The 21,256-nt window shown below is 65.8% G+C and carries 18 protein-coding genes, 1 other RNA gene and 1 pseudogene; 14 read left to right on the top strand and 6 right to left on the bottom strand.

Annotated elements, in window-relative coordinates:
• Positions 1 to 112 precede the first annotated feature (112 nt).
• From BB934_RS19210 to BB934_RS19235, 6 genes and pseudogenes are all read right to left on the bottom strand, one after another.
• Positions 113 to 1,345, bottom strand: coding sequence for an ABC transporter permease (locus BB934_RS19210; protein WP_099511068.1), 1,233 nt, complete (start codon positions 1,343 to 1,345; stop codon positions 113 to 115).
• Positions 1,342 to 2,064, bottom strand: coding sequence for an ABC transporter ATP-binding protein (locus tag BB934_RS19215; RefSeq protein WP_099513038.1), 723 nt, complete (start codon positions 2,062 to 2,064; stop codon positions 1,342 to 1,344). The genes BB934_RS19210 and BB934_RS19215 overlap by 4 nt, the downstream gene beginning before the upstream one ends.
• Before the next feature lie 10 nt (positions 2,065 to 2,074).
• The gene (locus tag BB934_RS19220; protein ID WP_157934227.1) at positions 2,075 to 3,442 is read right to left on the bottom strand and encodes an efflux RND transporter periplasmic adaptor subunit; all 1,368 of its coding nucleotides are present in this window, start codon (positions 3,440 to 3,442) and stop codon (positions 2,075 to 2,077) included.
• Positions 3,443 to 3,583: 141 nt separating this feature from the next.
• Positions 3,584 to 4,350 (bottom strand): annotated as a pseudogene (locus tag BB934_RS19225) (N-acetylmuramoyl-L-alanine amidase).
• Between the two features lie 4 nt (positions 4,351 to 4,354).
• Positions 4,355 to 5,080 carry a TerB family tellurite resistance protein gene (locus BB934_RS19230; protein WP_099511070.1) on the bottom strand — a complete coding sequence of 242 codons (726 nt, stop codon included), beginning with the start codon at positions 5,078 to 5,080 and terminating at the stop codon, positions 4,355 to 4,357.
• 85 nt (positions 5,081 to 5,165) lie between these two features.
• Complete coding sequence (locus BB934_RS19235; protein ID WP_099511071.1) at positions 5,166 to 5,444, bottom strand: hypothetical protein; 279 nt, start codon at positions 5,442 to 5,444, stop codon at positions 5,166 to 5,168.
• A 427-nt stretch (positions 5,445 to 5,871) separates the two neighbouring features.
• Between BB934_RS19235 and BB934_RS19240 the strand changes: the two genes are divergently transcribed.
• The 14 genes from BB934_RS19240 (at position 5,872) to murB (ending at position 21,237) form a co-directional block, all read left to right on the top strand.
• Entirely contained in the window at positions 5,872 to 6,489 is a 618-nt protein-coding gene (locus BB934_RS19240) for a lytic transglycosylase domain-containing protein (protein WP_157934228.1), read from the top strand.
• A 126-nt stretch (positions 6,490 to 6,615) separates the two neighbouring features.
• Positions 6,616 to 7,013, top strand: an RNA gene (gene rnpB, locus BB934_RS19245) — RNase P RNA component class A.
• Positions 7,014 to 7,323: 310 nt separating this feature from the next.
• Positions 7,324 to 7,821 carry a division/cell wall cluster transcriptional repressor MraZ gene (gene mraZ / locus BB934_RS19250; protein WP_099511073.1) on the top strand — a complete coding sequence of 166 codons (498 nt, stop codon included), beginning with the start codon at positions 7,324 to 7,326 and terminating at the stop codon, positions 7,819 to 7,821.
• A complete protein-coding gene (gene rsmH / locus BB934_RS19255; protein WP_099511074.1) occupies positions 7,818 to 8,867 on the top strand; it encodes a 16S rRNA (cytosine(1402)-N(4))-methyltransferase RsmH in 1,050 nt (349 codons plus the stop codon). The genes mraZ and rsmH overlap by 4 nt, the downstream gene beginning before the upstream one ends.
• Positions 8,864 to 9,259 (top strand): cell division protein FtsL, encoded by a 396-nt coding sequence (gene ftsL, locus BB934_RS19260; protein WP_099511075.1) that lies wholly within the window; start codon positions 8,864 to 8,866, stop codon positions 9,257 to 9,259. The genes rsmH and ftsL overlap by 4 nt, the downstream gene beginning before the upstream one ends.
• A complete protein-coding gene (locus tag BB934_RS19265; protein WP_099511076.1) occupies positions 9,256 to 11,031 on the top strand; it encodes a peptidoglycan D,D-transpeptidase FtsI family protein in 1,776 nt (591 codons plus the stop codon). The genes ftsL and BB934_RS19265 overlap by 4 nt, the downstream gene beginning before the upstream one ends.
• Positions 11,028 to 12,497, top strand: a complete 1,470-nt coding sequence (locus tag BB934_RS19270; protein WP_099511077.1) for a UDP-N-acetylmuramoyl-L-alanyl-D-glutamate--2,6-diaminopimelate ligase — start codon at positions 11,028 to 11,030, stop codon at positions 12,495 to 12,497. The genes BB934_RS19265 and BB934_RS19270 overlap by 4 nt, the downstream gene beginning before the upstream one ends.
• Positions 12,494 to 13,927 (top strand): UDP-N-acetylmuramoylalanyl-D-glutamyl-2,6-diaminopimelate--D-alanyl-D-alanine ligase, encoded by a 1,434-nt coding sequence (locus BB934_RS19275; RefSeq protein ID WP_099511078.1) that lies wholly within the window; start codon positions 12,494 to 12,496, stop codon positions 13,925 to 13,927. Before BB934_RS19270 ends, BB934_RS19275 begins: the two co-directional genes overlap by 4 nt.
• Positions 13,928 to 13,930: 3 nt before the next feature.
• The gene (gene mraY, locus BB934_RS19280) at positions 13,931 to 15,016 is read left to right on the top strand and encodes a phospho-N-acetylmuramoyl-pentapeptide-transferase (RefSeq protein ID WP_099511079.1); all 1,086 of its coding nucleotides are present in this window, start codon (positions 13,931 to 13,933) and stop codon (positions 15,014 to 15,016) included.
• Between the two features lie 5 nt (positions 15,017 to 15,021).
• Positions 15,022 to 16,413, top strand: a complete 1,392-nt coding sequence (gene murD, locus BB934_RS19285; RefSeq protein WP_099511080.1) for a UDP-N-acetylmuramoyl-L-alanine--D-glutamate ligase — start codon at positions 15,022 to 15,024, stop codon at positions 16,411 to 16,413.
• Positions 16,414 to 16,415: 2 nt separating this feature from the next.
• Positions 16,416 to 17,561: an FtsW/RodA/SpoVE family cell cycle protein gene (locus tag BB934_RS19290; RefSeq protein ID WP_099511081.1), complete on the top strand. Its 1,146-nt coding sequence runs from the start codon at positions 16,416 to 16,418 to the stop codon at positions 17,559 to 17,561.
• On the top strand, positions 17,558 to 18,676 hold the full coding sequence (gene murG, locus BB934_RS19295; RefSeq protein ID WP_099511082.1) for an undecaprenyldiphospho-muramoylpentapeptide beta-N-acetylglucosaminyltransferase: 1,119 nt from the start codon (positions 17,558 to 17,560) through the stop codon (positions 18,674 to 18,676). Before BB934_RS19290 ends, murG begins: the two co-directional genes overlap by 4 nt.
• Entirely contained in the window at positions 18,673 to 20,088 is a 1,416-nt protein-coding gene (gene murC, locus BB934_RS19300) for a UDP-N-acetylmuramate--L-alanine ligase (RefSeq protein WP_099511083.1), read from the top strand. The genes murG and murC overlap by 4 nt, the downstream gene beginning before the upstream one ends.
• Positions 20,089 to 20,286: 198 nt before the next feature.
• Positions 20,287 to 21,237 carry a UDP-N-acetylmuramate dehydrogenase gene (gene murB / locus BB934_RS19305; RefSeq protein ID WP_099511084.1) on the top strand — a complete coding sequence of 317 codons (951 nt, stop codon included), beginning with the start codon at positions 20,287 to 20,289 and terminating at the stop codon, positions 21,235 to 21,237.
• Positions 21,238 to 21,256 lie beyond the last annotated feature (19 nt).

The following is a 21,256-nucleotide window of genomic DNA, read 5'->3' on the forward strand; positions in this document are numbered from 1 at the left end:
ATCAACGTTGTGGTTATGGATCCCGGGTTCGCCTCCGGCGCCCCGGGATGACGGCGCACTACTCGTCACGCGATCCCGGATCTTCGCTGCGCTCCGTCCGGGATGACGTCCGCTATTCCCTTCTCAACGCCTCGATGGGGTCGAGCTTCGCCGCGCGCTGCGCGGGATAGAAGCCGAAGAAGATGCCGACCAGCGCTGAGAAACCCACTGCCATGAGGATAGCGTTCGTCGAGACGAGAGAGGGCCAGCCGGCGAGCTGCGCCACGAGATAGGCGGCGCCCATGCCGAGGCCGATCCCGAGCGCACCGCCGAGGGTGGAGAGTGTCGTCGCCTCGATGAGGAACTGGCTGCGGATGTCGCGCGGGCGCGCGCCGACGGCAAGCCGCAGGCCGATCTCGCGCGTGCGCTCGGTGACCGAGACCAGCATGATGTTCATGATGCCGATGCCGCCGACCAGCAGCGAGACCGCGGCCACGGCCGCGAGCAGCATGGACAGGGTGTTGGCGGAAGCGGACGCCGTGTTCGCGATCTCGGTCAGGTTGCGGATCGAGAAATCGTCTTCCTGATCGCCGATGACGCGGTGGCGCTGGCGCAGCAGCTCCGTCATGCTCTCGATGCCGGGCTCGATGTCGCTCTCATTGGCGAATTTCACGAAGATCGAGCCGACGGAGCCGTCCTTGGCGTAGTTGCGGCCGATCACGCGGCGGCGCCCCGCATCGAGCGGCACGAAGATCACATCGTCCTGGTCCTGCCCGAAGGCCGATTGCCCTTTCGGCGCCATCACGCCGATGACGCGGAAGGGCACGTTGCGCACGCGCACATTCTGGCCGACGGGATCGTCCGCGCCGAAGAGATTCCGCGCGACCGTCTGGCCGAGAAGGATGACGATGTCGCCGCGGCGCACCTCTTCCGGGTCGAAGGTGCGGCCGGTGGCGACATCCCATTCGCGGGCGGAAAACCAGTCGAGATCGATGCCGTAGATGCGCGTCGCCCAGTTGCTGCCGCCGGCCACCACCTGCGTGCCGCCCTGGACGAAGGGAGCCGCCGCGACCACACCGTCGATCTCGCGCCGGATGGCATGCGCGTCCTCGTCCGTGAGGGAGGATGCTGCGCCTGCACCGAGCCGCGCGCCGCCCTGCGTCACGTTGCCGGGAGTCACGATGGCGAGGTTTGCGCCAAGCGAGCGGATCTGCCGATCGACGAGATTGCGCGCGCCCGAGCCGATGGCCACCATGGCGATGACGGCGGCGACGCCGATCACGATGCCGAGCATGGTGAGCAGGCTGCGCAGGGCATTGGCCATGATGGCGGAGAGCGCAGAGCGGATCGCCTCGATCAGCCTCATTCGGCGGCCTCCGTCGCAAGATCTCGCGCATCGATAGGAGTCTGGCGGTGATCCTCGATCACGCGGCCGTCGCGGAAGCGGACGAGGCGGCGTGCGTAGCGCCCCACATCGGCATCGTGCGTCACGAGCACGATGGTGGCGCCTTCGCGATTGAGCTCCTGGAAGAGGGCCAGGATCTCCTTCGCCGTGCGGCTGTCGAGAGCGCCGGTCGGCTCGTCGGCGAGCAGCAAGCTCGGGCTGTTCACGAGCGCCCGCGCGATGGCGACGCGCTGCTGCTGTCCGCCGGACAATTGCATGGGCCGGTGATGCGCCCGATCGGCGAGGCCGACCCGTCCAAGCGCCTGCAGGGCGCGCTCGCGGCGGGTCTTGCGGTCGCAGCCTGCATAGATCATCGGCAGTTCCACATTGCCCAGCGCATCGATGCGGGGCAGCAGGTTGAACTGCTGGAAGACGAAGCCGATCTCGCGGTTGCGTAAGTGCGCCAGGCCGTCCGCATCGAGGCTCTCGACCTCGGTGCCCGCAAGGCGATACTGCCCGCCGGAGGGACGGTCGAGACAGCCGACAAGATTCATGAAGGTCGACTTGCCGGAGCCCGACGGACCCATCACGGCGACGAAATCGCCCTGCTCGATATCGAGCGAGACACCGTCGAGCGCGACGACGCGGCCGGCATCGAGATCGTAGACCCGTTTCAGATCGCGCGTTTCGATGAGCGCCACGGCACGATCCTCAGAACATCCGCGGCGGGCGCGGGCGGCGCGTGCCGGAGGCAGTGCCCGCATCCTCGCCGCCATCGGCGCGCGGAGCGCCGACGATGATGGCCGCGCCTTCCTGCACATCGCCGCGGAGGATTTCCGTGTAGGTGCCGTCCGTCACGCCGAGCCGCACAGGCACGGCCTGCGGATTGCCGTCCGGCCCGACCCGGTAGATGCGTCCGCTCGTGCCCTCGTTCCGGCCGGCCTGCGCATCCTGGCTGCGCGGGCGCCGCCTGGGCGAAGCTTCGCTCTGCGTCTCGCTCGACGCCATGGCGACGGCAGGTCGGAAGCGAAGCGCCGCGTTGGGGATGCGCAGCACGTCCTCGCGCTCGTCGGTGACGATCTGAAGGTTCGCTGTCATGCCGGGGAGGAGCGCCTGATCCAGGTTTCTCACGCCGATCACGGCGGTGTAGGTCACCACGTTCTGCACCGTCTGCGCGGACAGGCGCACCATGCGCACGCTGCCCTCGAAGCTGCGGTTCGGATAGGCATTCACCGTGAAGCCGACCTTCTGGCCCTCCTTCAGGTGCCCCACATCGGCCTCGTCGATATTGGCGTAGATGTCGATCTCACGCAGGTCCTGCGCGATGGTGAAGAGGGTCGGTGCGGAGAGCGAGGCGGCAACGGTCTGGCCGAGCTCGATGTCGCGCTTCACCACGACGCCTTCGACGGGAGATTTGATGTCGGTGCGGGCGAGATCGATCTCGATGTCCCTGAGCTTTGCCTGGCGCTGCAGGATGATCGCCTCGGCCGATTTGACGCCGGCCTCGGCGAGGGCGAGGTCCGCCTTGAGGCCTTCGGTCTCGGCCTTGTTCGACGCGATCTGTGCATTGGCCGAGGCGAGGTTCGCTTTCTGGATATCGACCTGCGTGCCGGCCTGCTCAAGCGCCGTCTGCGTTCCGACCGCACGGGTATTCAGTTCGGTCTGGCGTTCCAGGTTGCGCTGCGCGTCGACCAGCTGCGCCTGGCTGCGGTCGCGCTGCGCCTGAAGATCGGTTGCCTGCGCCCCGCCGCGCTGGAGCGACGAGCGCGCCTTGTCGATCTGCGCGCGCTTGGTATCGAGGTCCGCCTTCGCCTGGGCGAGATCGGCAAGAGCCGCATCCCGGCGCGACTTGATCTGCTCCGCGTAAAGCCGTGCCACCACCTGGCCCTCTTTCACCGGCGTATTGTAGTCGGCGAGGATCTCGACCACCTGGCCGGAAAGCTGCGAGCCGACGAGCACCGTGGTGACGGGGTTGAGCGTTCCCGTGGCCCGGACGCTGGCCGTGATCGGGCCGCGATCCACCGCTGCGAGGCGGTAGGCCTGATCGGACGCGTTGCCGCCCGTCGGCGTCCACAGCAAGACCCCTGCGCCTCCGGCCACGAGGACAAGGCCGATCAACCACAACCAAGCGCGCCGCAACGAAGAACCCTCTGCAAGACCAGGAATGTCATGAGGGGGGATTGTGGCCGATTTCCTATACTGTTGCGAGTTAACTCTTTGTCATGCGCCGGCCACCGGCCGGGTGGCGATCAGGTTGCGCAGGGTCGTGATGGTCGAGGCATCCGCAACGCCGTCGACGCGCTCGGGCCGGAAATGGCGCTGGAAGGCCGCGACGACCTTTTCCGTGTCCTCGTCGAAGACGCCGTTGATCTTCAGGCCGTAGCCGTACATGACCAGCATCGCCTGAAGCGCCTCGATCGGCATGCCCTGGTCGCCGCGGGAGAAGAAGCGCCCGTCGCTCGTTGCGGCGGGGCGACCCAATGGCCCACACCTGCCTCGTGCAGACGCTGCCAGGGAAAGAGCTCGCCCGGATCGACCTTCCTGCCGGGAGCGACATCGGAATGGCCGAGCACCCGCGTTGCCGGGATGTGCCAGCGGGTGACGATGTCCTTGACAAGCGCTGCGACGCTCTCGATCTGCGCATCGGGAAAGGGCGGCAGGCCGCCCGGATGGCCGGGATTGGCGATCTCGATCCCGATGGAGCAGGAGTCGATGTCGGTCTCCCCGTCCCAGGAGGACCGGCCTGCATGCCAGGCGCGGCGCGCCTCCGGCACCATCTGGAGCACGCGCCCGTCGCCGAAGACGAAGTAATGAGCCGAGACCTGCGAGACCGGGTTGCACAGCCATTGCAAGGCCTCGCCTTCGTCCGGCATGCCCGTGTAATGCAGGACGAGCATGGTGGGACGCCGGCCGTCCTTGCGCTCCCCGTGATTGGGCGACGGAAACACCTTCGCGGCGATCGGGCTTTCCGGGGTCAGCGCACTCATGCCGTCACCTGATGCTCCGCTCGGCGGCGATGCGTTCCCAGGCGGCGTTGATGGCGGCTACGCGTTCGGTTGCGATCTTCACGGCTTCCGGCGGCAGGCCGCGGGCGATCTCCCGGTCCGGGTGGTTCTCGGCGACGAGCCGGCGGTAGTGCCGCTTCAGCTCGTCGTCGCTCATGCTCCGGTCCGCCTTGAGGATCAGATAGGGATCGTCCTTGCGCTGCACGTGGCGGGCGGCGATGCGCTCGAAATCCGTGTCCGAGAAGGCGAAGATCGCGGCCACATCCTTGAGATAGGCATATTCGGCCTCGTGGACGGCCTCGTCCGCCTTGGCGATGTGGAACAGGCCGTCGAGCACGTCTTCGAGCAGTGCGGGCTCGTCCTTGAACGCGTCGCCGATCTGGCGGGCGTAAGACTCGAAGCCGTCGGAGGTCTGCATGGCGAGCCTGAACAGGCGGTCCACCCGGTCGTGCTCACTCTCGGGCACGTCGACGATCTGCTCGAAGGCCCGGATCTCTACGTCGACGACGACGCCGTCGGCCTTCGCCATCTTGGCGGCCAGCGCCACGAGGCCCATGGTGAAGAGAATGTCGCGCGGCGGCTTCCCGAACAGGGAGCCCTCGCGGTCAATGAGAACGTGGCCGGCAACTCCGCCGAGGAGCGCGCCAATCGGCCCTCCGAGCGCCAGCCCGATGCCGGCACCGCCCAACTTACCCCAGATCGACTGAATCATCTTGAGAGTAGTCGTACGCTCAAGTGCGGGCAAAAGGAAAGGGGCCGAGAATGTCTCGGCCCCTTAAATTCACGCGTAGCGCGGATCAGCGGCAGTAAACGTTGCCGTAGACGTCCTGATAAGTGCCGTAGGGGCAGGCTGGGCCGCGCGGGGCCGTCGAAGCGCCGACGATGGCGCCGCCCGCGCCGCCAATGGCTGCGCCAGCAAGGGCGCCGCCTGCGGTTCCGGTCGCTGCGCCGCCGATTGCCGCACCGGCAATGCCGCCGATCGCGGCGCCGCCGACTGCGCGCTCACCGGGGGTGTTGCAGGCTGCCATCGAGAGGGTGAGAGCACCGGCGGCAATGGCTGTCATGATCTTCTTCATGGAGGCTTCCCTGTTGATGATCGGGCGGGGCTGCCCGGTCCTGTTTAGCTTGACCTTACGCTGTCGCCAACTCCTGGGCGGAGAAAGAGTTCCTCCCAGCGGGCGGGCCGGCAAATTTTTTTCAATCCCCTCAAGAGGCTAGAATCATTGCCATAAAGCCTAGAAACGTAAGGATAGCACAGTCAAGCTTGAACACATTCTGAATGGAATTCCGACGAGAGGTGCCACATCTTTGCCTCATTTCGACTCCACCCAGCCGGCCCTTTCGATAATCGCAGGCTGGAGTTTCGATTTGACTTGGCAACATCTCCTCAGAACCTTGGCCGTTGCGATCATTGGCGTTGAAATACTTGTTTTTGCTTCGCAGGTCCGGGCCGAGGGTGGAGATGCTAACGGCGTCGTCTCGCCGGATCAGGCCCAAGAATTCTTGAACGCTGCGGCAGCCGAGGCTGCTTCTCCGGCTGAAGAAGAGGCCCCCGAGCCTGAGATCAAGCCGGCGGCGAAGGCAGCGAAGGGGGCGGAGGCCAGGAAGGCGAGGCGGACGGCCGCCGCAACCGGCAAAGCTCATGAGGCGGGCGCAGCCCAGGCAGCTGAGGACGATGCGAACGAGACCGCCTCGCTGCCGTCGATCGATGCCAGGGCAAAGCTCCGTCCGTCCGATGCCATGCGGGCCGGTGCGCTCAAGGTGTTGATCGTCCGCTATGCCTCGGAGAACGGGCTGCCCTACGAGTTGGCGGATGCCGTCGTCAGGCTCGAAAGCCGCTACAATCCCGGGGCGCGCAACGGCACGCATATGGGTCTCACCCAGATCAATGTGCGCACGGCCCAGTCGCTGGGTTATGCGGGCCCGGCGGCGGGCCTGCTCGATGCGGAGACGAACCTGCGCTACGGCCTGAAATATCTCGCGAAAGCCTACAAGCTCGCCGGCGGCGACACCTGCGGCACGATCCTGCGCTATCAGTTCGGTCACCGGACGCAGACCATGACGAGCGCCTCCCGCGCCTATTGCGCCAAGGTGAAGGTGATAACGGCCGCAGCCGATTAGAGCATCGGACCCAAAAGCGGATCCCGGTTTCGGGCTCCATCCCATGCTCACCCCTGTCTCTGGCGCATCGTGCGGATGCGCCAGCGCCCTTGACGGCGAGGGGCATTTGGCACCACATCCCCACCGTCAGTCGGCCGGGCGGCCGCTTCGAGCTCGTCTCGGAGAGGAAAGTCCGGGCTCCATGGAAGCAAGGTGCCGGATAACGTCCGGCGGGGGAAACCCTAGGGAAAGTGCCACAGAAAGCAGACCGCCCTGCAAAGGTCTTCGGACCTCCAGGGTCAGGGTGAAAGGGTGCGGTAAGAGCGCACCGCGGACGCAGCAATGCGGACGGCATGGTAAACCCCACCAGGAGCAAAACCGAATAGGGACGACAGGCGTTCGCGCCAGGCCCGTTTCCAGGCCCGTCGTCCGGGTTGGTTGCTAGAGGCGGTCAGCAATGATCGTCCCAGAGGAATGGTCGCCGCGTTCAAGGTTTTCTTAGACTTTGGGCCCTACAGAACCCGGCTTACAGGCCGGCTGACGCCATCTTTCCACAGGTTAGAAATTGCAAGAAAGCGGGGCAAACCGTTGCCCCGCTTACGATTCATTAACCGTAAATGCGTCTCATGGGGAACACATGCCACGAGGCGTGCACTCCATCCCCGTTCCGTTGACGCCCATATTATCCCATGTTATCCCAATTCATCCCGTCGACGGTGTCTTCCGAAGGGGGCGTCAAGCACTCAAGAATTGCTGACGTGCTGTTTCGGAACGTAGCGTTATCACCGGCTGCGGGTGGCGGATCCTCAAGATCCGCCGGGGGGCTGACAATCGGGAGCGCGAGAGCTGCGGCCAATGAACCGCTTCGTGTCCAATTTTACGAACAAGTTGGATTCGAAGGGTCGTGTGTCGATCCCCGCATCCTTCCGGGCCGTCTTGGCCAAGGATGGATTCGAGGGGCTCTACGTACATCCGGCGCTCGACGCGCCGGCCTTGGACGCAGGCGGCAATGTGCTTCTGAACGAGATCGATGCGTTTTTGTCGACGCTGTCGCCTTATTCGGACGAGCGGGATCAGCTGTCGACGGCGTTGTTCGGGACAAGCGAGATTCTGAAGGTCGATCCGGAAGGGCGTGTCATCCTGACGGATACGGTAAAAGTGCATGCCGGGATTGGCGATACGGTGACGTTCGTCGGACTCGGTCACAAGTTCCAGATTTGGGAGCCCGAACGCTTCCGTGCGCATCTGGAGGAGGCGCGCACGAAGGTCCGAGACCTGAAGAAGACGTTGGGAAGCCGAATGGTGGAGTTGCGTACAGTGCAGAATACCTCACCGGGAGAACGGGAGCGATGACGGGACGCGGCGACGGCCCAGGAGCCGGAGCCGCTGGCGGACTGTCCCGTCACGTTCCCGTTCTCCTGGTGGAGGTCTGTACGGCTCTCGATGCGAAGCGCGGCGCCGCCTTCATCGACGGCACGTTCGGCGCAGGCGGCTATACGCGCGCCATCCTCGATGCCCATCCTCAGAACAAGGTCGTTGCCATCGACCGCGATCCCGATGCGATCGCGGGTGGAGCCTCATTGGCCGCCAAGTTCAAGAAACGCCTGATGCTGGTTCCGGGACGCTTCGGCGACCTCGACGAGATCGCGCAGGCGCAGGGTTTCGATGCGCTCGACGGCGTCGTGCTCGACATCGGCGTGTCGTCGATGCAGATCGACCAGGCCGAGCGCGGCTTCTCGTTCCGTAACGAGGGGCCGCTCGACATGCGCATGGAGAGAAGCGGCCCGAGCGCGGCCGATCTCGTCAACGAATCCTCCGAGGCCGAGCTTGCCGACATCTTCTATCACTACGGCGAGGAGCGGCGTGCCCGCGCCGTCGCCCGCGCCATCATCGAGATGCGGCGGCGCCAGCCCTTCGAGACCACGCGTCAGCTTGCCGATCTCGTCGCATCGCTCATTCGCCAGGAGCCCAGCGGCATTCATCCGGCAACGCGCGTGTTCCAGGGGCTGCGCATCGCCGTCAACGACGAGCTCGGCGAACTCGTGCGCGCGCTGCATGCGGCGGAGCGCATCCTGAAGCCCGGCGGGCGCCTCGTCGTCGTGACGTTCCATTCCCTCGAAGACCGCATCGTGAAACAGTTCTTCGCCGCCCGCACCGGCCGCGCGCCGGCAGGCTCGCGCCATCTGCCGACCGCAGCCGCGCCCGAACCGACGTTCGATGCCATCACACGGGGGCCGGTGGGACCGAGCGAGCAGGAAATGGCGCAGAATCCGCGGGCGCGCTCGGCCAAGCTCCGGGCCGGCGCCCGCACGGACACGCCGCCGCAGGAACCTTTGAGCGCCATCGCCATGCTGGCCGAGCTGCCGCAGACAGCTGAGAAACGGGGAGGGCGCCGGTGATCCGACTGCTCCATATCATTGCCATCTCCGTCCTCATCGCATCGGCAGGCTATGCCTATTCGATCAAGTATGAGACGCTCTATTACGTCGAGCAGGTGGCGAAGCTGAAATCGCAGGTGCAGCGCGAGCGCGAGGCCATCGCGGTGCTGCAGGCCGAGTGGCAATATCTCGACCGTCCCGATCGCCTCCAGGAGGCGGTGGACAAGCACCTCGATCTCCAGCCCCTGAAGATCCAGCAGCTCGCGCGCCTGGCCGACCTGCCGAACCGGCCCTCGCGTGAGGACGAGATCGGACGCAAGCTCGAAGCGCTCGGCCTTCTCGAGCCGACGGCGACGCCGAAGGACAGAAGTTCGAACGCCCGCACCCCGACGACCCAAACTCCGAGACGGTGAGCCTCGTGTCGCAAGAGCAACAAACCGAATGGCAGGGTAAAAGCCCTCCCCCGAAACGCGGCGTGCTCGGTCACGCCCGTGAGCTGTTTCGCCTGCGCCACGACAAGAGCACGTCGCGGGTCGGTCTTGCGGCCGCCTGCTTCGTCGGCCTGTTCAGCCTGATCGGCGGACGGCTCGTCTATCTCGCCGTGACGAGCGAGAACACGAGCGAGGTGCGCCGTGCCGCTTCGTCCGAGATTTCCGCAGCCCGTCCCGACATCGTCGACCGCAACGGCGAGGTTCTTGCCACCGACGTGAAGATGGTCTCCGTCTTCGCCGAGCCGCGCAACATCATCGACAAGGACGAGGCGGTCGAACTCTTGACCGCCGTGCTGCCGGATCTCGATGCCACGGACCTGCGCAACAAGCTCGGCACGAAGAAGGGCTTCGTCTGGGTCAAGCGCGAGATCACGCCGCGCCAGCAGGCCGAGGTGCACCGCCTCGGTATCCCGGGCGTCGGCTTCCTGCCCGAGAACAAGCGCGTCTATCCGAACGCGGAGGCCGCCGCACACGTGCTCGGCTTCGCCAATGTGGACAATGTGGGCATCGCCGGCATCGAGAAATACATCGACAGCATGGGCCTGCAGGATCTCAACGGTGCAGGCTTCAACATCTCCGCCGCCGATCTCAAGCCCATCCAGCTCTCCCTCGATCTGCGCGTGCAGCATGCTCTGCGCGACGAGTTGCAGAAGGGCATGGCGAAGTTCAAGGCCAAGGCCACCGCCGGTGCGATCCTGGACGTGAATACGGGCGAGATCATCGCCCTCGTGTCGCTGCCGGATTACGACCCCAACAACCCGGTCGATGCGCTCGAAAAGGACCGGATCAACCGCATCAATGTCGGCGTGTTCGAGATGGGCTCGACCTTCAAGGCATTGACGGTCGCCATGGCCCTCGATTCCGGCAAGTACAACATCAACTCGACCTTCGATGCGCGCTCGGGCCTGCGCTATGGCCGCTTCACAATCGGCGATTATCATCCCACGCGACGCGTCCTCTCGACGCCGGAAGTGTTCGTGCATTCCTCCAACATCGGCACGGCCCGCATGGCGCTCGGCATCGGTGTCGAGGGGCACAAGGCCTTCCTGCGCAAGATGGGCCAGCTCACGCGCCTCGAGACGGAGCTGCCGGAGAACGCCCTGCCAATCGTTCCGCCGCGTTGGGGCGAGCTCAACACCATGACCATCGCCTTCGGCCACGGCCTCGCCGTCGCGCCGCTGCAGGCATTGATGGCGGTCGGCGCGCTGGTGAACGGCGGCGTGATGATCAAGCCGACCGTCCTCAAGCGTGATGAAGCGGAGGCGCGGCAGAACGCGCTGCAGGTGCTCAAGCCCGAGACGAGCGAGGCGATGCGATATGTGATGCGCCTCAACGCATCGACGCCGGAAGGCTCTGCGGGCTCCGCCTCCGTCGCGGGCTTCTTCGTCGGCGGCAAGACCGGCACCGCCGAGAAGGTGATCAACGGCCGTTACGCCAAGAACAAGAACTTCACCACCTTCACGGCGGTGGTGCCGGCCGACAAGCCGAAATACGTGTTCCTTACCATCATGGATGAGCCGCAGGCGGTGGAAGGCACCTACGGCTTCTCGACCGCAGGCTGGAACGCAGGTCCCGTGACCGGCAACGTGATCGAGCGCGTGGCGCCGCTGCTCGGCGTGCCGCCGCGCTTCGAGCCGCCGGCGCAGCCTTTCCCGCTGATGTCGCGCCTCGGCGCCTGGGGCAGCAATCGATGAGCGAGGCCGCCAAGCATCTCGGCGATCTGGTCGTCGAAGCGCGGGGCCGGGAGGAGGCCTCGCTTTCCGTTTCGAAGATCGCATCCGACAGCCGCAAGGTCGAGCACGGCACCCTGTTCTTCGCCGTGCCGGGCACGAAGGTGGACGGTATGAGCTTCGTGCCGCAGGCGGTTGCCGCAGGCGCCCTCGCCGTCGTCGGCGAGGCGGCACGACCCGCGGACCTGCCCGGTCATGTCGCCTATGTGCAGGTGAACGACGTGCGCCGGACTCTCGCTCTCGCAGCGTCGCGCTTCTATCCGAAGCAACCGGACAAAATCGTCGCCGTCACCGGAACGAGCGGCAAGAGCTCGGTCGCCGATTTCACGCGCCAGCTCTTCGCGCATCTGGGCTACAAGTCGGCGAGCGTCGGCACGCTCGGCATCATCACGTCGGACGGCGCAGCCTACGGCTCGCTGACGACGCCCGATCCGATCTCCCTGCACGAGGGCTTCGACCGCCTGGCGAACGATGGCGTGACGCGCCTTGCGATGGAGGCGTCCTCGCATGGGATCGACCAGCGCCGCCTCGACGGCGTGCACCTCGATGCTGCGGGCTTCACCAATCTCGGCCGCGATCATCTCGACTATCATGCCACGACCGAAGCCTACGCGGCGGCAAAGCTCCGGCTCTTCGACACGCTGCTCCCGGGCGATGCGCCTGCCATCGTCAATGCGGATGGGCCTTATGCGGATGTGTTCCTGCAGGGCGTGCGCCATCGCGGCCTGAAGCTTCTCACCACCGGCAGCATGGGCGAGACCTTGCGCCTCGTCGACGCGCGCGCGGAAGGTTTTTCGCAGGCGCTGACCGTGGAGGCGTTTGGGAAAACCATCCGCACCACTTTGCCGCTTCTCGGCGCTTTCCAGGTCGAGAACGCTCTCGTCGCCGCAGGCCTCGTGCTCGCGGTCGAAGGCGAGGGCAGGGCGGCCGCCGTGCTCGAGGGCTTCAAGATTCTCAAGGGCGTGTCGGGGCGTCTGGAGCAGGTGGGCGAGGTGGACGGCGCCATCTGCATCGTCGATTATGCCCACAAGCCCGATGCGCTCGCCCATGTGCTCGATGCCCTGCGTCCCTTCGTGAAGGGAAAGCTGCTCTGCATCGTCGGCTGCGGCGGCGACCGGGATCGCGGCAAGCGCCCGCTCATGGGACGCATTGCCCACGACAAGGCCGATGTGGTCATCGTCACGGACGATAATCCTCGCTCCGAGAATCCCGCCGCCATCCGCGCCGAGGTGCTCGAAGGCGCTCCCGGCGCCCGCGAGATCGGCGACCGCGCCGAGGCCATCCGCACCGCCGTCAAGGAGCTTCGCGCGGGCGATATTCTGGTCGTGGCCGGCAAAGGCCATGAAACGGGCCAAATCATCGGCGACCGGACCCTGCCGTTCTCGGACCACGACGAGGTCCGGGCGGCCATTGCGGAGAGGCAGGGATGAATTCGCCCCTTTGGACAAGAGACGAGATCGCAGCCGCCACCGGAGCGCGGATCGGCGCCGGCTTCGCGCAGGCGACGGGCGCCTCCATCGACACGCGCACGCTCGAGCCCGGCGATCTCTACTTCGTCATCAAGGGCGATGTGCATGACGGCCACGATTTCGTGCAGGCCGCGCTGGAGAAGGGCGCTTCCGCCGCTATCGTGTCCGAGGAAAAGGCTCCCAGCTTCGCCGGTTCGGACAGGCTGATCGTCGTGCCGGACGTGCTCGACGCCATGCGCGGAATGGGCCGCGCGGCGCGCAAGCGCACGGATGCGAAGATCGTTGCGATCACCGGCTCCGTCGGCAAGACCGGCACGAAGGAGGCGATCCGCCTCGCGTTGTCGCGCCAGGGCGCGACGCATGCTTCCGTGGCGTCCTACAACAACCATTGGGGCGTGCCGCTCACCCTTGCCCGCATGAAGCGCGAGACCGAGTTCGGCGTATTCGAGATCGGCATGAATCACGCCCATGAGATCCTGCCCCTGACCGGCATGGTCCGTCCGCATGTGGCCGTGATCACCACCATCGAGCCGGTCCATATCGAGTTCTTCCCCTCGCTCTGGGGCATCGCCGATGCCAAGGGCGAGATCTTCTCCGGCCTCGAGCCCGGCGGCACGGCGGTCATCGGCCGCGACAGCGCCTATTTCGAGCGCATGCGCGCGCATGCCTACGCCTCTTCAGCAGGCCGCGTGATCACCTTTGGCGAGCATGAGGCGGCGGATATCCGCGCGCATCGCATCATCGTGAAGCCCGATCATTCCATCGTCGACGCCACGATCTTCGGCCAGCCCCTGACCTACCGGATCGGCACGGCCGGCCGTCACATCGCGCTCAATTCCTTGAGCGTGCTCGCAGCCTCCAACGCGCTCGGTGCGGATCTCGCGCTGGTCGCGCTCTCCTTCGCCGAGCTGAAGCCGCCGGTCGGCCGCGGCGAGCGCACCATGCTCTCCATTGGAGACAGCGAGGCTCTGCTGATCGACGAGAGCTACAACGCCAACCCGGCCTCCATGCGCGCGGCGCTCGCCAATCTCGGCGCAGTCGAGCTGCGCCGCGGCGCTCGGCGCATCGTCGTTCTGGGCGACATGAAGGAACTGGGCGAGACGGGGCCGCGCCTGCACGCGGAGCTGGCGGAAGCGATCGAGTCGAACAAAATCGATCTGGTGTTTGCGGCCGGTCCTCTGATGCAGAACCTCGTCGATGCATTGCCGAAGGCGAAGGTCGCAGCCCATGCGCAGACATCCGCCGAACTGATCGACGCGATTCGCGCCGCGATCCGTCCCGGCGACGCCGTCACCGTCAAGGGCTCGCTCAGCATGAAGATGGCCCTGATCGTCAAGGCTTTGAAAGACCATTACGGCGCGAGCCCGGCGGCCCACGCGCTGAAAGGATGATCGATGTTAACCTGGTTGGCTGAGCTCAGCCCCTATTTCAGCCCCCTCAACATCTTCCGCTACATCACGTTCCGCACCGGCGGCGCGACGGCGACCGGCTTGCTGATCGTCTTCCTGTTCGGCCCGTGGATGATCTCGCTCCTGCGCCTGCGCCAGGGCAAGGGACAGCCTATCCGCGAGGACGGCCCGCAATCGCATCTGCTGACGAAGCGCGGCACGCCCACCATGGGCGGCCTGATGATCCTCGCCGGCGTGCTGATCTCGACCCTGCTCTGGGCGAATCTCGAAAATCACTATGTGTGGATCGTTCTGTTCGTCACCGTGGGCTTCGGCGCCATCGGCTTCTACGACGATTACCTGAAGGTGACGAAGCAGTCGCACAAGGGCTTCTCCGGTCGCTCGCGCCTCGCCATCGAGGCGCTGATCGCAGCCATTGCGTGCATTGCGATCTCGTACATGGCGACGCCGGGCCTCGCCAACAAGCTGGCGCTGCCCTTCTCCAAGGACCTTATCTTCAATCTCGGATGGTTCTACATCGTCTTCGCCGGCTTCGTGATCGTCGGCGCCGGCAATGCAGTGAACATCACCGACGGTCTCGACGGTCTCGCCATCGTGCCGGTGATGATCGCCGGCGGCACCTTCGGCTTCATCGCCTATCTCTCCGGCAACGCGGTGTTCTCCAACTACCTGCAGATCCATTTCATCCCCGGCACCGGCGAGCTCGCGGTGCTCTGCGGCGCGCTCATCGGGGCGGGGTTGGGCTTCCTCTGGTTCAATGCGCCGCCGGCCCAGATCTTCATGGGCGACACGGGGTCACTGGCTCTCGGCGGCATGCTCGGCGCCATCGCGGTGGCGGCCAAGCACGAGTTCGTTCTCGCCATCGTCGGCGGCCTGTTCGTGCTCGAGATCATGTCGGTGATCATCCAGGTCACGTCGTTCAAGCTCACGGGCAAGCGCGTCTTCAAGATGGCGCCGATCCACCACCATTTCGAGCAGCTGGGCTGGACCGAGCCGCAGGTGGTGATCCGCTTCTGGATCATCGCCGTCGTGCTGGCGCTCACCGGCCTCGCCACCCTCAAGCTGCGGTAAGGCGCATGGTTCCCGTCACCACCTTCGCCGGCAGAACGGTCGCCCTCTTCGGCCTCGGCGGATCGGGGCTGGCGACGGCGCTTGCCCTGAAGGCAGGCGGGGCGCACGTGATCGCCTCCGACGACAACCCGGCGAAGATGGAAGAGGCCAACGCGAAGGGCATCGAGACCGCCGACCTGCGCAACGCCGACTGGTCAAAAGTCTCGTCCTTCATTCTCTCACCGGGCGTGCCGCTGACCCATCCCGAGCCGCATTGGTCGGCGAAGCTGGCAAAAGAGGCGGGCGTCGAGATCATCGGCGATATCGAGCTGTTCTGCCGCGAGCGGGCCAGGATCGCGCCGAACGCGCCGCTCGTTGCCATCACCGGCACCAACGGCAAGTCGACGACGACGGCGCTCATCGCGCATATCCTGCGCGAGTCCGGCCGGGATGTGCAGATGGGCGGCAATATCGGCACCGCGATCCTGTCGCTCGAGCCGCCCGCCGACAATCGCATCCACGTGATCGAGTGCTCCTCGTTCCAGATCGACCTCGCCCCCTCGCTCGCGCCTACCATCGGCGTCCATCTCAACCTCTCACCTGATCACATCGACCGGCATGGGACGATGGAGCTCTATGCGGCGATCAAGGAGCGGCTGGTATCCAAGGCGGGCCTCGCCGTGATCGGCGTCGACGACCCGATGAGCCGTGCGATCGCCGAGGCCTGCGAAGCAAACGGCGTGAACGTCGCCCGCATTTCGGTCGAGCCGCTCAGCGTCAAGGGCGTGTTTGCGGATGGCGAAACGCTCGTCGGCGTGACGGAGGCCGGTACGGCGCCGGTGGCCACCCTCTCGGGCATCGGTTCGCTGCGCGGCGCGCACAATGCGCAGAATGCCGCTGCGGCCATTGCCGTCGCTCTGGCCCTGAACGTTTCGCCTGAGGCGATCCGATCCGGCCTCCACACTTTCCCCGGCCTCCCGCATCGTATGGAGGAGGTCGGCCGCATCGGATCGACCCTGTTCATCAACGACTCGAAGGCCACCAATGCGGATTCCACCGAGAAGGCGCTGAAATCCTTCGACGACATTCTGTGGATCGCCGGCGGCAAGGCGAAGGAGGGCGGCATCGAGCCGCTCACACGATATTTCCCGAAGATCCGCAAGGCCTATCTCATCGGCGCAGCGGCCGACGAATTTGCAAAGACGCTCGGCGATGCCGTGCCGCATGTCCATAGCGGCACCCTCGACAAGGCGGTGGCACAGGCGGCGGCGGATGCGCAGGCGCTGGGCAGCGCCGCCGTCGTCCTGCTCTCGCCCGCCTGCGCGTCATACGATCAATTTCCAAATTACGAAGTGCGCGGAAACCATTTCCGCGATCTGGTCCGGGCCTTGCCCGGCATCGAAGCCAAGGGGGCTTGAAGATGGTGTCTCGCGCGGAACGCTCGGCTTTCGGCGATTGGTGGTGGACGGTCGACCGCCTTCTGCTCGCAGGCCTCGCCATCCTCATGCTCGCCGGTCTCGTCTTCCTCATGGCCGGCGGGCCGCCGGTCGCGGAGCGGCTCGGCCTGTCGACCTTCCATTTCGTGAACCGGCAGGTGATGTTCCTCGTCCCGGCTTTGTGCATCATGATCACGGTCTCGTTCCTGTCGCTGCGCCATCTGCGCCGCCTGGCCCTCGGGGTCTATGCGATGGGAATGGTCCTGATCCTGCTGGCGTTTCAATACGGTCCCGAGATCAAGGGCGCGCATCGCTGGATCATGATCGGTCCGCTTGGCCTGCAGCCGTCCGAATTCGTGAAGCCCGCCTTCGTGGTGCTCTCCGCCTGGGCGTTCTCGGAAGGCGCGCGGCGCAGGGACGTGCCGGGCACGCTGCTGGCCTTCCTGCTGTTGCCGGCCACCATCATTCCGCTCATCCTCCAGCCCGATTTCGGCCAGACCATGCTTGTCACCATCGTGTGGTGCGGCCTGTTCTTCGTCGCCGGCCTGCATTGGTTCTGGGTGATGGGTCTCGGCGGCGCCGGGCTTGTGGGCATTGTCGCGGCCTATGAGTTCCTGCCGCACGTGCGCGCCCGCATCGAGCGCTTCCTCGACAAGGAATCCGGCGACACCTTCCAGGTCGATACGGCCATGGAATCATTCTCCCGCGGCGGCTGGCTCGGGCGCGGTCCGGGCGAAGGCTCGGTCAAGCGCATCCTGCCCGACGCACATACCGACTTCATCTTCGCCGTCACGGCCGAGGAGTTCGGCATCGTCGTCTGCATCCTGCTGCTCATCGTCTTCGCCTTTATCGTGCTGCGCGGCCTCAGCCTCGCGCGCCGCAACGAGGACACGTTCTGCCGCCTTGCTGCCACGGGCCTGATCTTCATGTTCGGCCTGCAGGCCTGCATAAACATGATGGTGAACGTGCATCTCATGCCGGCCAAGGGCATGACGCTGCCCTTCATTTCCTATGGCGGCTCGTCGCTGCTTTCGCTCGCCCTCGGCATGGGCTTCCTGATCGCACTGACGCGCCGCCGTCCGCGCGCCGAGATGATGGATCACTTCAATCAGGACGGGGCGCGGGGATGAACGCTCCGCTGATCCTCCTGACCGCCGGCGGCACCGGCGGTCATCTGTTTCCGGCCGAGGCGCTCGCCAATGCGCTCAAGGCATCCGGCGCGAGGGTGGCGCTCGCCACCGACAAGCGCGCCAATGCCTATGCGGGCTCTTTCCCAGCCGACGAGATCGTCGAGATTCCGTCCGCCACGCCCTCCGGCCGCTCGCTGCCGCAGATGGCCAGGGCCTTGCTCATGCTCGGGCAGGGGACGCTCAAGGCGGCTTCCCACATCCGCAGGCTGAAGCCGGCCGTCGTCGTGGGCTTTGGCGGCTATCCCACCGTGCCGCCGGTGTTGGCCGCATCGTTCCTCAAGGTGCCGAGCGTGATCCATGAGGCGAACGGCGTGATGGGACGCGCCAACCGCCTGCTCGCCCGCCGCGCGACCGTGATCGCGACGGGATTTGCCGACATCAAGGGCGTTCCGGCGAACGTGCCGGGCAAGCTCGTCCACACCGGAAACCCGATCCGCCCGGCTGTGCTGGACGCCGCGAAACAGCCCTATGCGAGCCTGGAAACCAATGGAAAGCTTCGTCTCCTCGTGGTCGGCGGAAGTCAGGGCGCCCGGGTGATGAGCGACGTGGTGCCGCCCGCCGTCGAACGGCTGCCGCCGGACCTGCGCGCCCGCCTTGTCGTCACCCAGCAGGCGCGGGGCGAGGATCTGGAGCGGGTCCGCGAGCATTACCGGAAAATGGGTGTGGAATTCGAGGCCGAGCCCTTCTTCAAGGATCTGCCGCAAAGGCTGGCGCAGGCCCATCTGGTCGTTTCCCGTTCGGGCGCCTCGACCGTGGCGGAACTCGCCGTGATCGGCCGCCCCTCGATCCTCGTGCCCCTGCCGGGCTCCCTCGATCAGGACCAGGCCGCCAACGCCAAAACCCTTGGAGACCTTGGCGCTGCCATCGTTTGTCCGCAATCGGACTTCACCCCTGAGCGGCTGGCAAACGAGATTCAGCTCTTTTTTCAAGAGCCTGACCGCTTGACGAGAGCCGCGGCCGCCGCACATAGCGCCAGCATCACGGATGCGGCGGAGCGGCTGGCTCAGGTCGTCCTCGCCCTCATTTCTTCGAACAATAACGGAAAAAACCCATGAAACTGCCGCCGAAGCTTGGTCCCATTCATTTCATCGGCATCGGCGGCATCGGCATGTCGGGCATCGCCGAGGTCATGCACAATCTGGGCTACACGGTGCAGGGCTCCGACGCCGCCGACAACTACAACGTCAAGCGCCTCAACGATAAGGGCATCAAGACCTTCATCGGCCACAAGGCGGAGAACGTGGAGAACGCCGAGATCGTGGTGGTGTCCACCGCCATCAAGCGCGACAACCCGGAGCTGATCGTCGCCCGCGAGAAGCGGCTGCCGGTCGTGCGCCGCGCCGAGATGCTCGCCGAGCTGATGCGCTTCAAGTCCTGCGTCGCGGTGGCGGGCACCCACGGCAAGACCACCACGACATCGCTCGTCGCGACGCTGCTCGACGCGGGCGGCCTCGATCCGACGGTCATCAACGGCGGCATCATCAATGCCTACGGCACCAATGCCCGCATGGGCGACGGCCAGTGGATGGTGGTGGAGGCGGACGAATCCGACGGCACCTTCCTGAAGCTGCCCGCGGATGTCGCCATCGTCACCAATATCGACGCCGAGCATCTCGACCATTTCGGCACCTTCGATGCGATCAAGGATGCCTTCCATTCCTTCATCAACTCGATCCCGTTCTACGGCTTCGCGGTGATGTGCATCGACCACCCGACCGTGCAGGATCTCGTCGGCCGCATCGAGGACAGGCGCATCATCACCTACGGCGAGAACCCGCAGGCGGATGTGCGCATCATGGATGTCGATCCGCGCGGCGGACAGACCAAGTTCCGCGTCATGATCCGCGATCGCCGCCCCGGCTTCCGCCTCGAGCTGGAAGACCTCGTGCTGCCGATGCCGGGCGCGCACAACGCGCTCAATGCCACCGCTGCGATTGCGGTTGCGCATGAGCTCGGCGTCTCGCCCGATGCGATTCGCAAGGCGCTTGCCGGCTTCGGTGGTGTGAAGCGCCGCTTCACCCGCACGGGCGAGTGGAACGGCGTCACGGTGTTCGACGATTACGGCCACCATCCCATCGAGATCGCGGCGGTGCTGAAAGCGGCGCGCGCCTCGACGGACGGGCAGGTCATCGCCGTGGTGCAGCCGCACCGCTATTCTCGCCTCTCGTCCCTGTTCGATCAGTTCTGCACCTGCTTCAACGATGCGGATGCGGTCATCGTCGCGCCGGTCTATGCGGCGGGCGAGCAGCCGATCCCGGGCGCCGACCGTGACGGCCTCGTCTCCGGCCTGAAGGCGCGCGGACACCGCAACGTGATGGCGCTCGAAAAGTCGGAGGATCTCGCCGGCCTCATCAAGGGCATCGCGAAGCCCGGCGACTACGTGATCTGCTTAGGGGCCGGCAACATCACTCAATGGGCCTATGCGCTGCCGGGCGAGCTCGAGCATCTGGGCGAGAAGGCGGCTTGAAAGTGACGAGCCTCAGTACAAGCCCTTCTGTTCCAACCTCAGTCCTCATCCTGAGGAGGATTGCGTCAGCAATCCGTCTCGAAGGAGGATCAAGAGAGCGCTGGATCCTCCTTCGAGACGCCGCTTCGCGGCTCCTCAGGATGAGGGCACAGGGAGTCGGTAGCTTCGCTCCGCAGGTTGTGAGTGAAGGGGCGCATCATGTTTCCTGATATCGTTCCCGACCTGAAGACCGGCATGCCCGAACTGCGCGGCAAGCTGGAGGCGAATGCGCCGACGGCGCCGCTCTCCTGGTTCCGCACGGGTGGACCGGCGCAGGTGCTGTTCACGCCGGCGGACGCGGACGATCTCGCGTATTTTCTGCAGCGCCTCGATCGGCAGGTGCCCGTGCTCGTCGTGGGCTTGGGCTCCAACCTGCTCATCCGCGACGGTGGATGGGAAGGCGTTGTCATTCGGTTAGGCAAGGGCTTCGCCGACGTGTCGGTCGAGCCGGACCATCGCGTGCGCTCCGGCGCCGGCGCGCCCGACGTCAAGGTGGCGCGCGCGGCGGCCGAGGCCGGCATCGCGGGTCTCTCGTTCCTGCGCGGCATTCCCGGCGCCATCGGCGGCGCCCTGCGCATGAATGGCGGCGCCTATGGCGGCGAGACGAAGGACGTGCTCGTCGAGGCCAGGGCCCTCACCCGCACCGGCGAGGCGGTGAGCTTCACCAATGCGCAGATGGGCTTCACCTATCGCCATGCGGGCGTGCCGGACGACGTGATCTTCACCGAGGCCCTGTTCGAAGGCCGTCCCGGCGATCCGGCCGAGATTCTCGCCGAGATGAACGCCATCACCGAGGCGCGCTCCTCGACGCAGCCCGTCAACACCCGCACTGGCGGCTCCACCTTCAAGAACCCGCCGGGCAGGAAGGCCTGGCAGCTGGTCGATGAGGCTGGCTGCCGGGGGCTTCGCATCGGCGATGCGCAGGTGTCCGAGATGCATTGCAACTTCCTGATCAATCACGGCTCCGCCTCCGCCGCCGATATCGAGGGCCTGGGCGAAGAGGTGCGCCGCCGCGTCCGCGAGACGTCCGGCGTCGAGCTCGAATGGGAAATCAAGCGGGTTGGGACCGCCAGAGCATCGGACCCAAAAGTGGACCCACTTTTGGGATAGATCCGATGCTCAAATCGTT

It is taken from the genome of Microvirga ossetica, from assembly GCF_002741015.1.
GTDB classification, from domain to species: domain Bacteria; phylum Pseudomonadota; class Alphaproteobacteria; order Rhizobiales; family Beijerinckiaceae; genus Microvirga; species Microvirga ossetica.